Here is a 13,048-nt window from a genome sequence, read left to right as displayed (position 1 = left end):
GTGGCCAGGGACTTTCGGCCCAAAAGTGCAGGTCGGGCGGCCGGGAAGTGGGGCAAGTCGCTGGTCGGCGCGCCCCGATTCGGGGGGCGCTATTGTGCACCAGTCCACCCCTGTGCTTCGCTTGCTTTTGCACCCGGTCCGACCGGAGGGGTGATTCTCTACGTAAGGAGTCGGTATGGACTGGGGCAACGTCTGGAACGTCGTCTGGTACACGATCCTGATCTTCGCGTTCATCGCGTACCTGATCGTGCTGTTCATGGTCCTGACGGACCTGTTCCGCGACCACAAGCTGTCGGCGGGCTGGAAGGTTGTCTGGATCATCTTCCTGGTGATACTCCCGTACATCACTGCATTCGCCTACCTGCTGTTCCGCGGCCGAGGCATGGCCCAGCGTTCGGCACAGGCACAATCGGCCGCCGACGCTCAGGCCCGCGAGTACATCCGCGACGCCGCAGGGACGTCGACGCCGGCCGATCAGATCGCGACCGCTAAGACGCTGCTCGACGCCGGGACCATTAACCAGGCCGAGTTCGAGGCCATCAAGGCCAAGGCGCTCGCCTGACCTGACCTATCTGCGGCGCCCGACGACACCTCGTCGTCGGGCGCCGTGGTGTATCACCGGTCCGCTGTAATACTTAGGGGAACGACGGGCGAGAGGGGAGTTGACACATGGCGACGCGTGTCGACAGTTGGATCTGGGGAATTCGGCTCACCAAGACCCGCTCGGCCGCGGGCGCCGCCTGCCGCGCCGGTCACGTACAGGTCAACGGTGTCACCGCGAAGCCGGCCACGCCGGTGGCCGTGGGCGACGAAGTGCGCGTACGATTGCACGGCCGCGACCGCATCGTCGAGGTGGTCAAGCTCATCAGTAAGCGGGCCTCGGCCCCGGTCGCCGCCGAGTGCTACATCGACAACAGTCCGCCGCCACCGCCGCGCGAGATCGTCGCCGCGGTGCCGCGGCGCGATCCCGGCGCCGGTCGACCGACCAAGCGCGACCGACGGCAGATGGACCGGCTGCGCGGCGGCACCCTGCTGATTCTCGCCGCGGTGGCCGCGATGACGCTGAGCGCCTGCGGTTCGGACGACGACGGCGTCTCGTCGAAGACCACCACGCCGAAGGCGGGCACCGGACCGGCCTTCGAACGGTGCGGCGGACTCACCGCCGAAGAGGTGTCGGCGGCCACCACCTTCGCCGCGCTGAAGCTCTACAACGACAACCCCTCCGTCTGCGAGTGGCGTTCCGACGCCCACCGGGACGGCCCGGTGGTCTCGTTCAACTGGTACCGCGGCTCGCCGATCGGGCGCGAACGCGGTCACGAGCAGCTGAGCCGGGAGAACCCGACGGTGGACATCGAGATCGCCGGCTACCCGGGCTTCCTCGCTCGCCACAATCCGATCTGTGAGGTGGGCGTGCAGTTCGAGAACGACTTCATCGAGATCTCGGTGGCCGACCGCCAGTCGTTCGGCGCCGAGACGGTGCCGCTGGAGACCTTGTGCGATGCGGCCAAGAGCCTGGCGGCCACGTCGATTGAGCGTGCCTCGTGAGCCGGCCGGGCAGGCTGCGGCGCGCTGTCGCGGCGACGGCCGCTTTCGTCGTCCTCGGCACGACGGCAGCCTGCACCACCGTGGTCGACGGCGACGCCCAGCGTGTCGGTGCCGACGCGGCGCAGAAGGGTCAGGTCGACACCAGCGATTTCGAGGGTCTGCTGACCGAGTGCCAGATCCTGCCGGCCGCCGACATCGCCGAGGCCGTCGGTGGCGGATCGGCCGAGCGGGGCTTCAACGGGGCGATCTGCCGCTGGGTGGTGGTCGGCGGCGGCGTCACCGATGTGACCCTCGCCTGGTACGAGTGGGGCGATTTCAACCTGGAGAAGCAGACCGCGCAGCGTCTGGGCTTCACCACCGAGAACATTCAGGTGAACAGCCTCGCGGGCTTCACGCAGCGCGATCCCGCCCGACCGCAGGTGTGCGGGGTGACGGCCAAGTCGCCGGGTCGCGGCACGCTCACCTGGTGGGTGGAGCCGCACGCGGCCGGCTCGGACGCGTGCGCGTCGGCGATCGCGCTGATGGAACTGGTGCTGAACCGCGCGAACTGAGTCGGGCGGAACCGGGTCAGACGAACCGGGTCAGGCGGCGGGGATCAGCGACACCGAGACGGTGGCCGCCGAGACCAGGCCGTCGTCGGACGGAATCAGCATCCAGACGAACAGGCAGTCGTCGATCCGCTTGCGACGGATGGCGATCTCGATCCCGGGCGTCACCGGCCGGAGGTATTCGATCACCAGGCGGTGCGGTGCATCCAGCAGATCCGGGTGATCCACCAGCTCGTCCTCGACGGCTTCGAGGTAGGCGGCGTTGTTGAGGTGCTTGAACGGGTCGAAGTCGGTGGACCGCAGCACGTGCTCGCGGTCGGGCTGCGAGCACTCGGCCTCCGGCGGGGCCGGTTCCGGGTTCATCGAATGCCAGCGGAGCCGATGGTGGTCGTTCATCTGCGCGAGCACCTCGAACGTCGAATCGGAGATGCGCGAGGGCATGCCCTGATCGTTGACGTTGATCCAGAACGCCTCGGTCTCGATCCGTCCGTCCGGACGCGGCTCCGGGTTGAACCGGTTGGTCTCGCTCGTCGCTGTGAGGCTCACCCGCATGTCCGTCCAGCGCGTCGACAAGGCGCCGCACCAGCGCTCCACCTGGAAGTCCGACGGCCAGGTGATCGGCTCGAGGACGTCGATGATGGTGCGCCGCACGATCCAGAACGGTTCGGTGTCGCCGAAGTCGGTCGCCGCGATGTTGTCGTTCGCGGCATCCTGCAGGTAGCGCGCCACCGCATCCAGGCGCACCCGCATCTGCTGATCGATGTCTCCGGTGCGCACCCGATAGTCTTCGGCAAAGAATCGGGCTTCTGCCTTGCGGGCGTCCAGCGGACGGTAGATCGGCGACGCGGACGACGTCGGTTTGGGAGCGGGCACGGCGAGCCTTTCGTCGGTGGCCGATAACCAGTTGATTACGATACGCTCGACACAAAACTAGAACATGTTCCTGTAGGTACGAGTCGAGGGAATCGAACATGGCACACGTCATCACCAGGCCCTGCTGCAACGACGCGAGTTGCGTCGAGGTCTGTCCGGTGAACTGCATCCACCCCACTCCGGACGAGCCGGAGTTCCTCACGGCGGAGATGCTGTACATCGACCCGGAGGCCTGCATCGACTGCGGCGCCTGCATCGACGAGTGCCCGGTCAGTGCGATCTTCCCGGATGATCAGCTCGAGGCCAAGGACGAGCCCTACCTGCAGATCAACGCCGACTACTTCAAGGATCACGATCCCGACGGCGGTCTGGTGAAGCCGACGCGGCCGCCGGTGATGCCCGAGGGCAAGGAACTGCACGTGGCCGTGGTGGGCGCCGGACCGGCCGCCTTCTACGCCGCAGGTGAGCTGGTCAAGCGTGGCCAGGTGAAGGTCGACATGTTCGACCGGCTGCCCACCCCGTACGGTCTGGTCCGCGCCGGCGTCTCGCCGGACCACGCGAAGACCAAGGGTGTGGAGAACACGTTCGCCGCCACCGAGAAGAAGGCGAACTTCACCTATCACCTCAACGTCGACGTCGGTACGCACATCACGCACGACGAGCTGAACGCCCGCTACGGCGCGATCCTCTACGCCGTCGGCGCGCCGCACGATCGTCGTCTCAACATCCCCGGCGAGGACCTGACCGGCTCGTTCGCGGCCACCGAGTTCGTCGCCTGGTACAACGGCCATCCCGCCTACGCGGACCGGACCTTCGACCTCAGCGGCGAGCGCGCCGTGGTGATCGGCAACGGCAACGTGGCTCTCGACGTCGCGCGCATCCTGCTCACCGACGACGCCGTGCTGGGCGCCACCGACATCGCCGACTACGCGCTGGACGCGCTCAAGGCGTCGTCGATCACCGAGGTGGTGGTGCTCGGACGCCGCGGCATCGAGCACGCCGCCTTCACCAACGCCGAGTTCCTGTCGCTGGGCGACCTCGACGGCATCGACATCGTCATCGAGGAGCCCGACCTCGCGTTGTCGGAGGGCACCGAGGCGGCCCTGGCCGACGACACGCTCGACTCCACCATCGCCACCAAGATCCGCCTGGCGCGCGAGTTCGCCGCGCGGCCGCGGACCGAGGGCAACAAGCGGATCGTCTTCCGCTTCCTCTCTTCGCCGCTGGAGGTCCTCGGCGACGACCGCGTCACGGGCCTGCACTGCATGCAGAACTCGTACGCGGCCAGCGGTGCGGCGACGCCGACCTCGGAGACCTTCGACCTGGACGCGTCCATCGTGGTCCGGTCCGTCGGCTACCGCGGCCAGCCGATCCCCGGACTGCCCTTCGACCGGGACCGCAACGTGGTGCCGAGCGACGACGCGCGCGTCACCGACGGACCGGACGGCCCGGTGCTGCCCGGCCTGTACGTGGCCGGCTGGATCCGCCGTGGACCGACCGGCGGCATCGGCCGCAACCGCTTCTGCGGTGAGGAGGCCGCCGCGTCGATCCTGGCCGACTTCGCCGCCGGTTCCCTCCCGGAACCGGAGCGGTCGGTCGACGACGTCCCCGAGCTGGTCGCCTCGCGCGGTGCCGAACGCGTCGACCTCGACGGCTGGCGCCGGATCGACGCCGCCGAACGGGCCGCGGGCAAGACCGAGGGTCGTCGTCGCGTGAAGCTCGTGACCGTGGACGAACTGGTGGCCACCGCGCGCGCGACCGAAGAGGCCGTTGGATGAGTGCACAGCCGCCGCTGCGGATCGCCCTTCTGTCGTATCGCAGTAAGCCGCACTGCGGCGGGCAGGGCGTGTACGTGCGGCACCTGTCGCGCGAGCTGGCGCTGCTCGGCCACCAGGTGGAGGTGTTCTCGGGACAGCCCTATCCGGTGCTCGACCAGGCCGCGCTCGACGCTGGCGTCACCCTCACCGAGGTGCCGAGCCTGGACCTCTACGGGGAGCCCGAGCCGTTCCGGACGCCGAAGCTCGGCGAGTACCGCGACCTGCTCGACGTCCTCGAAGTGGCCATGATGTGGACCGCCGCGTTCGGCGAGCCGCTGACCTTCAGCATGCGGGCCGCCCGCCTGCTGAAGAGTCGTCGCGCCGACTTCGACGTGGTGCACGACAACCAGTGCCTGGGCTACGGCCTGCTCGACATCAAGCGCCGCGGGTTCCCGCTGGTGGCGACCATTCACCACCCGATCACCCGGGACCGGTCGCTCGCCGTGCGCGCGGCCAAGGGCCTGTCCAAGATCACCGCCTGGCGATGGCATTCGTTCCTGGCGATGCAGGGCCGTGTGGCCCGGCGCATCCCGTCGTTGCTGACGGTGTCCAAGACCAGCGAGGACGACATCCGGGACGCCTTCGGTGTGCGCGACGGCGCCCTCGCGACCATCCCGCTCGGGGTGGACGTCGACCTGTTCGCCCCGCGCGGCGAGCGGGTGCCCGGCCGGATCGTGTGCGTGGCCAGCGCTGATGCGCCGCTCAAGGGCGTTGCCTACCTGCTGGAGGCGTTCGCCAAGGTGGCCGCCGATCATCCGGTGAGCCTGACCCTGGTGTCCAAGCTGGATCCGGAGGGGCCGTCGGCCCGGCTGATCGAGCAGTTGTCCATCGGCGACAAGGTCTCGGTGGTCTCCGGACTCGACGACGACGAGCTGGCCGCGCTGCTGGCCAGCGCCGAGATCGCCTGCGTTCCGTCGCTCTACGAGGGCTTCTCACTGCCGGCCGTGGAGGCGATGAGCTGCGGCACGCCGCTGGTCGCCACCCGCGCCGGTGCGATCCCCGAGGTGGTCGGCGACGCCGCGGTGCTCGTCGATCCGCGGGACGCCGAAGGCCTGGCCGCGGCGCTGCGCGAACTGCTCGACGATCCCGACCTCGCCGCCGAGTTCGGCGCCGCGGGCCGGGCCCGCGTCACCGAGAACTACAGCTGGGCGGCCGTCGCCGCCGCCACGGCCGAGCGCTACCGCGCGGCCATCGCGGCGACCCGCGGGGCCCGCCTGCCGCTCGAGAATCCCCCAGTTCCGAGCACCCCCGAAGTCCCGACCACTCCCAAGGAGAACGCCGCATGCTGACCGTCGACTTCGATCGCCTCGGCGTGGGACCGGGCGTCCGCGCCATCGACATCGGTGCCGGCCAGGGCCGCCACTCGTACGAGATGCTGCGTCGCGGCGCGGATGTCACGGCCTTCGACCAGAACACCCAGGACATGGCCGACGTCGCCGAGATGTTCGGTGCGCTCGCGGTGGCCGGTGAGGCACCCGAGTACGCCGTCGGTCGCACCGAGGTCGGCGACGCGCTGCGCCTGCCGTACGAGGACGACAGCTTCGACGTGGTGCTGATGTCGGAGATCCTGGAGCACATCCCCGACGACGAGGCCGCGATCGCCGAGATGGTGCGGATCCTGCGTCCGGGCGGCATGGCCGCGGTGACGGTGCCGCGCTACTGGCCGGAGAAGATCTGCTGGGCGCTGTCGGACGAGTACCACGAGGTGGAGGGCGGCCACGTCCGCATCTACCGGGCCTCCGATCTGGCGACCAAGCTCGAAGCGGCCGGCCTGGAAGTGACCGGCTCCGATCACGCCCACGCGCTGCACGCGCCGTACTGGTGGCTCAAGTGCGCCGTCGGCGTGGAGAACGACAAGAATCCGCTGGTCCGCGGCTACCACAAGATGCTGGTCTGGGACATGATGAGCAAGCCGTGGGTCACCCGGGTGGGGGAGCAGGTCCTCAACCCGCTGGTCGGCAAGTCGGTGGCGCTGTACCTGAGGAAGCCTGCCTGAATGACCATCTCGGCGGCGGTACCTGATTCGGCGAGCGGGGAGCGCGGCGGCGGCCGCCCGCATGTGCCCGGGGTCCTCGCCGCCGTGTCGATCAACGCGACCGGCGAAGCCGTGGCGCGCATGCAGGAGTCCTCCGGTGCCATGCCCTGGTTCCCGGGCGGGCAGACCGATCCGTGGGATCACGTCGAGTCGGCCATGGCGCTCAGCGCCACCGGCTTCCTCGCCGAGGCCGAAGCCGCCTACGAGTGGTCGCGGCGCACGCAGCGCGAGGACGGCTCGTGGCCGATCCGCACCGACGTCGGCGTGGTCACGGTGCCGGGCATCGACTCCAACTTCTGCGCGTACATCGCCGTCGGCGTGTGGCATCACTTCCTGATCACCGGCGACGGTGCCTTCCTGCAGCGGATGTGGCCCACCGTGTGGTCGGCGATCAATCTGGTGTGCCGATTCCAGCGGAACGACGGCGCCTTCCGCTGGGGTGCCGACCACGTGACCTACGCGATGTTCGACGAAGCGCTGGTCACCGGCAACGCGAGCATCTATCAGGCGCTCGACTGCGCCGTCCGCATCGCCGACGAGATCGGTGCACCCGAACCGGACTGGGAGGCGGCACTGGCGGCCCTCGGACTCGCGTTCCGCGAGCGGCCGGAGGTCTTCGAGCCGCCGAGCGATCACTCCATGGACTGGTACTACCCGATGCTCGGCGGCGCGATCCGCGGGCGCGAGGGGCAGGAACGCATCGCGCAGCGGTGGGACGAGTTCGTCGTCGACGGCCTCGGCATCCGCTGCGTCGACCACCGTCCCTGGGTCACCGGGGCCGAGACCAGCGAACTCGCGCTGGCGCTGGAGGCGCTCGGCGACACCGAGGCCGCCATCGCGCTGATCGCGTCGATCGGGCACCTGCGGGATCCGGACGGTTCGTACTGGACCGGCCTGGTCTACGACGACGGCAAGCGGTGGCCGGTGGAGAAGAGTTGCTGGACGTCGGCCGCGGTGGTGCTCGCCGCGGACGCGATCAGTCGGGCGACCCCCGGCAACGGGATCTTCCGCGACGTCCGCCGCTTCTGAAACGACCCGCTTGCAGAATTTCCGGACAGGTGTCCAGATGTCTGTCTAAAATTGTGCATCAGTCACGTTCATCGCATCCCAGGAGGTTCCGTGGAGTTCGGAATCGTGCAGTTCACCAGCGACCGCGGTCTGCTGCCGCAGATCCTCGCGCCGCTCATCGAGCAGGCCGGCTTCGCGTCGTACTACGTGCCCGAACACGGCCACATCCCCACCAAGCGGGAAGCCGCGCACCCGGGGACCGGTGACTCGTCGCTGCCCGACGACCGCTACCTGCGCACCCTCGATCCGTGGACCACGCTCGCGGCGGCCGCCGCGGTGACCGAACGCATCCGCTTGGCCACCGCGGTGGCGCTGCCGGTGCAGTCGGACCCGATCACGCTGGCCAAGACCATCGCCACGCTCGACCACCTCTCCGGCGGGCGCGTCACGCTCGGCGTCGGCTTCGGCTGGAACCTCGACGAGATGGCCGATCACGGCGTGCCGCCCGGTCGTCGTCGCACCATGCTGCGCGAGTACCTGGAGGCCATGCGGGCACTGTGGACGCAGGAGGAGGCCGAGTACCACGGCGAGTTCGTGGAGTTCGGTCCCAGCTGGGCCTGGCCCAAGCCGAAGTCCACCGTGCCGGTGCTGGTCGGGGCCGCGGGCACCGAGAAGAACTTCAAGTGGATCGCCCGCAGCGCGGACGGCTGGATCACCACCCCGCGCGAAGAGGACATCGAGGGCTCGGTGCAGCTGTGCCAGCAGATCTGGCGCGACGCCGGGCGCGAGGGCGAGCCGCGGATCGTCGTGCTCGATTTCAAGCCCATTCCCGAACGCCTCGACAAGTGGCGGGAACTCGGCGTCACCGAAGTCCTGTACGGACTACCCGACGACAGCGTGGAACGCGCCTCGGGATACCTCGCCAAACTGGCCGGAAAGTTGGAGCTCGACGCATGACGGCAACACCTTCGGTCGCCATCATCGGTGCCGGCATCAGCGGACTCACCACCGGTAAGCAGCTTGCCGACTACGGCGTGGCGTACACCTGCTTCGAGAGCTCGGATCGGATCGGCGGCAACTGGGCCTTCGGCAATCCGAACGGCCACTCGTCGGCGTATCGCTCGCTGCACATCGATACCTCGCGGCACCAGCTCAGCTTCCGCGACTTCCCGATGCCCGAGCACTACCCGGACTTCCCACACCACTCGCAGATCAAGCAGTACCTGGAGGACTACGTCGACGCCTTCGGTCTGCGTGACGCCATCGAGTTCGAGAACGGCGTGACCCATGCCCGACGCCTCGACGGCGGCGGCTGGGAACTGACCACCCAGCGCGGCGAAAAGCGTCGATTCGACCTGCTCGTGGTGGCCAACGGGCACCACTGGGATCCGCGCTGGCCGGACTTCCCCGGCGAGTTCAGCGGCACCGAGATCCACTCGCACCAGTACATCGATCCGCGTGACCCGCTCGACTTCGCGGGCAAGCGCATCCTCATCGTCGGCCTCGGCAACAGCGCGGCCGATATCGCCGTCGAGCTGTCGTCGAAGGCGCTCGAGACCCAGGTGACGCTGTCCACCCGGTCCAGCGCGTGGATCGTGCCGAAGTATTTCGCCGGTCAGCCGGCCGACAAGTATTACAAGACCAGCCCGCACATCCCGTTCGCCTGGCAGCGCAAGTTCGCCCAGGTGATGCAGCCGTTCACCGCGGGTCGGCCCGAGCAGTACGGTCTGCCCACGCCGAACCACAAGTTCTTCGAGGCGCACCCGACGCAGTCGGTGGAACTGCCGCTGCGCCTGGGTTCGGGCGACGTGGCGGCCAAGGGCGACATCGACCGGCTCGACGGCGACACCGTCCACTTCGCCGACGGAACCAGCGACGAGTTCGACATCATCGTCTACGCCACCGGCTACAACATCACCTTCCCGTTCTTCGACGAGGACGTGATCAGCGCGCCGGACAACCAGATCGACTTGTACAAGCGGATCTTCTACCCGGGCATGGACGACGTGGTGTTCGCCGGCTTCGCGCAGGCCACCCCGACGCTGTTCCCGTTCGTGGAGGCGCAGACGCGGATCATCGGCGCCTACGCGGTCGGCAAGTACGTGCCGCCGCCGGTGCCGACCATGCACGAGGTGATCGCTTCCGACACCGAGTTCTACACCGGCCACATGCTGCACCGTCCGCGGCACACGCAGCAGCTGGACCACTTCTTGTACGAGCACGACCTGCGCACCAAGGAACTGCCGGCCGGGTACGCCCGCGCCCAGCAGACCGGTGCGCCCGAATGGGCAGGAGTCGACGCATGAGCCGTCGATCAGTGGATTTCGTTTCCGGCGGCACGCGGTGCGCGGCCTGGTTCTTCTCCGCGGCCGCTGATTCGCCGTTCGCGAACGACGACGGCGCCGTCCCCGTGGTGGTGATGGCGCACGGCTTCGGCGGCACCAAGGACTCCGGCCTGGAGCCGTTCGCGGAGCGCCTCGCGGCGGCCGGTCTGGCCGTGTTCGCCTTCGACTACCGCCACTACGGCGACTCCGACGGCGAGCCCCGCCAACAAATCTCGCTCACCGGGCAGGCCGACGACTATCGCGCCGCGATGGCCGCGGCGGCGGCGCAGCCGGGCGTGGACCGCTCCCGCGTGATCCTCTGGGGTGTCTCGCTGGCCGGCGGACTGGTCCTTGAAGTGGCGTCCGGCCGCGACGACCTGGCCGCGGTGATCGCGATGGTGCCGCTGGTCAGCGGGCTGGCCGCCGGCATCCACCACTACCCGCAGTTGGGCGTGGCCGGGGTCGCGAAGTCGACGTCGCGCGCGGTCGGCAGTGCGGTCAAGTCCCGCTTGGGTCGCGCACCCACCATGATGACCGTGGTCGGTCCGCCCGGCTCCGGTGCCGCGCTGTCCGGTCCGGGCTACCTGGAGAACTACCTCGCGGTGGCCGGTCCCACCTGGCGCAACGAGGTGGACGCCGCCATCGGCTTGGAGCTGGGCAGCTTCCGCGCCGACAAGTCGGCCCACAAGATCAGTGCACCGACGCTGGTGCAGATCGCCGACTTCGACCAGGCCGCACCGCCGCACGCCGCAGCCAAGGCCGCCTTCTCCGCCCGCGCGCAGGTGCGCCACTACCCGTGCGACCACTTCGACATCTTCGAGGGCTTCGACTGGTTCGAGCAGGCGGTGACCCACCAGATCGACTTCCTCACCCACCACCTCGCCTGACTGCGCGGTGCGCTCGCGTGTACCGGCTGTTGATGGGCCAACAACTGGCATCAACTTCTTTCGACGAATCTGGCCGGGGAGGGGATTTCGGACGGAGGCCATGGGCACCTTAGCCATACGAGGTCGCTGAGTGGGCGGTAGGGGTTTGAGAAAGCCGAAAATACAATGTGATAGCGTCCTCGATGGGTCGCTTCGGGGCCCAATCTATGCCGACAAGGCCGGGGGGCTTGCCACAGTGTTTGCTGATAGTCCGCGCCGGAGGGCATCTCTTCGAATCAAAGCGGAAAGTGGAACATGAAGGCGAAAAATCGAATGCGGGCAGCGGTGGCTGGCGTGGCTTCGGCGACGGCGCTCTTGAGTGGGGCTAGTTCCCTGACGGGTGCTGCCGAGGCTACTCCGACGCCGCTTTCAATGAAGCAGGATAAGCTGACCACCGATGACGACTGGACCATTAGGCTCGAGTCGACTGAGATGGTTGTCAACCCGATGCAACCTGGCGAACGCGCCGACTTCCCGTGAAGGTTGGATTTCGTCGAAGGTCACCGGCTTCGTCGAGGGTCGCGGGGTGAATCCGGTGCAAACGGCCATTGTGGAGCACTTTTTGGTCATTGGGTGCCAGGTGGACGTTTCAAACGGTGCCACGGTAGGGCTGTCGGCTTCGGTGGGCCCGAACGTGGGTGTCACGATCAGTGGTATCCCTAGCGCAAATCTTGGAATGTCGGCAAGTGTCAGCCCCCAAATTTCAGCCAACATCAAACCGGGACGCATTTCAGAAATTTCTCTCGGGAAGAAGCAGTTTCAGGGCGATCGCGCATCGATTCGTGTCAAGCGTGCGCGTGTAAGTGTTGACGGGTGTTGGGGTAAGGTATCGACGCGGATCATCGGTCGCCTTTCGGTCTCGACGAAGACCGCCGATGACACGATCAACATCCTCTCCGCCAGGACCTGGCTTTAGTGGCTGATCGGGGGACAGGGTCGCGGGCTCGAATGCGACGAACTATACGGCTAATACTTGCGGCTTCAGTCGGAGTGGTAATACTTCTGGCGAGCCTCCAGTTGCCTATGGTTAGTGCTGAAACTCCTGCGGAGCGGTGTGCGCGCGAAACAGCGGCGTATAATGAGGCCTCGGCGCAGGCGTGGGCGCAAAGTACCGGGCGTCCGGCCTCGGAGGCTCCGCCTCCACTGGTGCCATATATTTGTCAAGATCCCACGACGCAGACGCAGACGCCGACGACGCCGTCGCCGACGCTGACCGCGCCCGCAGTGCCGACGACTACTGCGACAACCACCGCTGGAGCGGTGCCAAATGTCCACGCGCCGACGGATATTCCGGCGCCGGCCGCTGAAACTTCTGGAGCTCCCGAAAATGAGCGATCGCGGGTGGCGCCGTCCGTCGAACGCGAACTTCCGACTGAAGGTCCGGCAGCTCTTCCATATGGCCTGACCGGATACTGTGGCACGTTCATCACTGACTTGTTTCCGGATGATAGTGGGCTGGATGCGGAAGGCGTCGCAAAAGAGGCAAGAAGAATTCGTGGGCATACCTCGTTCAGGGATAGGTCTAAAGCAATTGTGAGCGAAGTCAATGCTGGGAAGTGGGCTGGCTATGAGGATTTAAGGCGGGAGGAATGGCAGGTTGATCATATTGTGGCGGCTAGCAGGATGGTCAAGCTTCCGGGGTTCATGGAGCTTGATCCAGTAACCAGGGCTCGCATTGCGAATATGAATGAGAACACGCGGCCGTTGCATCAACCTTGGAATTCTTCGAAGCAAGACCTTTCGTATGCGCAATGGCCTACCAGGAGTCCGACGGGAAGCCGGGACGCGCCCACGCGGGCGGAGTGGGAACAGTTGTGCGAGGAAGAACGTAGGGCGACTATTGCAGGCTCTTCGTATTTCAGAGTGCGTTGACTCGTTCGGTGAGCTGACCCGAGTGCAGTAGGGACCGCAAGATGTAGTGGTCGAGGTTGCGGAAGCCTTGCGCGATGCCGCGGAGGTGTTCGAGGCGTCC

12 protein-coding genes are annotated in these 13,048 nt (G+C 67.4%); 11 read left to right on the top strand and 1 reads right to left on the bottom strand.

Annotated elements, in window-relative coordinates:
* The first annotated feature begins 175 nt into the window (after positions 1–175).
* From ABD989_RS05560 to ABD989_RS05550, 3 genes are all read left to right on the top strand, one after another.
* On the top strand, positions 176–562 hold the full coding sequence (locus ABD989_RS05560) for an SHOCT domain-containing protein (RefSeq protein ID WP_345312731.1): 387 nt from the start codon (positions 176–178) through the stop codon (positions 560–562).
* Positions 563–669: 107 nt separating this feature from the next.
* Positions 670–1,545, top strand: coding sequence for a DUF3558 family protein (locus ABD989_RS05555; RefSeq protein ID WP_345312730.1), 876 nt, complete (start codon positions 670–672; stop codon positions 1,543–1,545).
* Positions 1,542–2,096, top strand: coding sequence for a DUF3558 domain-containing protein (locus ABD989_RS05550; RefSeq protein WP_345312729.1), 555 nt, complete (start codon positions 1,542–1,544; stop codon positions 2,094–2,096). Before ABD989_RS05555 ends, ABD989_RS05550 begins: the two co-directional genes overlap by 4 nt.
* A gap of 30 nt (positions 2,097–2,126) precedes the next feature.
* Here the strand turns inward: ABD989_RS05550 and ABD989_RS05545 are convergent, their stop codons facing one another.
* Complete coding sequence (locus ABD989_RS05545) at positions 2,127–2,966, bottom strand: acyl-[acyl-carrier-protein] thioesterase (protein ID WP_345312728.1); 840 nt, start codon at positions 2,964–2,966, stop codon at positions 2,127–2,129.
* A gap of 98 nt (positions 2,967–3,064) precedes the next feature.
* Here ABD989_RS05545 and ABD989_RS05540 point away from each other — a divergent pair, with 98 nt between their 5' ends.
* The 8 genes from ABD989_RS05540 (at position 3,065) to ABD989_RS05505 (ending at position 11,992) form a co-directional block, all read left to right on the top strand.
* Entirely contained in the window at positions 3,065–4,744 is a 1,680-nt protein-coding gene (locus ABD989_RS05540; protein WP_246992137.1) for an FAD-dependent oxidoreductase, read from the top strand.
* A 14-nt stretch (positions 4,745–4,758) separates the two neighbouring features.
* The gene (locus ABD989_RS05535; protein WP_345312862.1) at positions 4,759–6,072 is read left to right on the top strand and encodes a glycosyltransferase family 4 protein; all 1,314 of its coding nucleotides are present in this window, start codon (positions 4,759–4,761) and stop codon (positions 6,070–6,072) included.
* The gene (locus tag ABD989_RS05530) at positions 6,066–6,779 is read left to right on the top strand and encodes a class I SAM-dependent methyltransferase (RefSeq protein WP_345312727.1); all 714 of its coding nucleotides are present in this window, start codon (positions 6,066–6,068) and stop codon (positions 6,777–6,779) included. Before ABD989_RS05535 ends, ABD989_RS05530 begins: the two co-directional genes overlap by 7 nt.
* Entirely contained in the window at positions 6,780–7,847 is a 1,068-nt protein-coding gene (locus ABD989_RS05525) for a prenyltransferase (protein ID WP_345312726.1), read from the top strand.
* A gap of 90 nt (positions 7,848–7,937) precedes the next feature.
* On the top strand, positions 7,938–8,783 hold the full coding sequence (locus ABD989_RS05520) for an LLM class F420-dependent oxidoreductase (RefSeq protein WP_345312725.1): 846 nt from the start codon (positions 7,938–7,940) through the stop codon (positions 8,781–8,783).
* Positions 8,780–10,132, top strand: a complete 1,353-nt coding sequence (locus ABD989_RS05515) for a flavin-containing monooxygenase (protein WP_345312724.1) — start codon at positions 8,780–8,782, stop codon at positions 10,130–10,132. The genes ABD989_RS05520 and ABD989_RS05515 overlap by 4 nt, the downstream gene beginning before the upstream one ends.
* A complete protein-coding gene (locus tag ABD989_RS05510; protein WP_345312723.1) occupies positions 10,129–11,037 on the top strand; it encodes an alpha/beta hydrolase in 909 nt (302 codons plus the stop codon). The genes ABD989_RS05515 and ABD989_RS05510 overlap by 4 nt, the downstream gene beginning before the upstream one ends.
* A 436-nt stretch (positions 11,038–11,473) precedes the next feature.
* Positions 11,474–11,992 (top strand): MspA family porin, encoded by a 519-nt coding sequence (locus tag ABD989_RS05505; RefSeq protein WP_345312722.1) that lies wholly within the window; start codon positions 11,474–11,476, stop codon positions 11,990–11,992.
* The last annotated feature ends 1,056 nt before the right edge of the window (positions 11,993–13,048 follow it).

It is taken from the genome of Gordonia alkaliphila, from assembly GCF_039542465.1.
Taxonomy (GTDB): Bacteria; Actinomycetota; Actinomycetes; order Mycobacteriales; family Mycobacteriaceae; genus Gordonia; species Gordonia alkaliphila.
This window is presented reverse-complemented; position numbering and strand designations above follow the sequence as displayed.

Bases quoted from the DNA above. Each gene is read 5' to 3' on its own strand.
- ABD989_RS05560 (WP_345312731.1), top strand. From the start codon at position 176: ATGGACTGGGGCAACGTCTGGAACGTCGTCTGGTACACGATCCTGATC.
- ABD989_RS05555 (WP_345312730.1), top strand. From the start codon at position 670: ATGGCGACGCGTGTCGACAGTTGGATCTGGGGAATTCGGCTCACCAAG.
- ABD989_RS05540 (WP_246992137.1), top strand. From the start codon at position 3,065: ATGGCACACGTCATCACCAGGCCCTGCTGCAACGACGCGAGTTGCGTC.
- ABD989_RS05530 (WP_345312727.1), top strand. From the start codon at position 6,066: ATGCTGACCGTCGACTTCGATCGCCTCGGCGTGGGACCGGGCGTCCGC.
- ABD989_RS05525 (WP_345312726.1), top strand. From the start codon at position 6,780: ATGACCATCTCGGCGGCGGTACCTGATTCGGCGAGCGGGGAGCGCGGC.
- ABD989_RS05515 (WP_345312724.1), top strand. From the start codon at position 8,780: ATGACGGCAACACCTTCGGTCGCCATCATCGGTGCCGGCATCAGCGGA.
- ABD989_RS05510 (WP_345312723.1), top strand. From the start codon at position 10,129: ATGAGCCGTCGATCAGTGGATTTCGTTTCCGGCGGCACGCGGTGCGCG.
- ABD989_RS05505 (WP_345312722.1), top strand. From the start codon at position 11,474: ATGACGACTGGACCATTAGGCTCGAGTCGACTGAGATGGTTGTCAACC.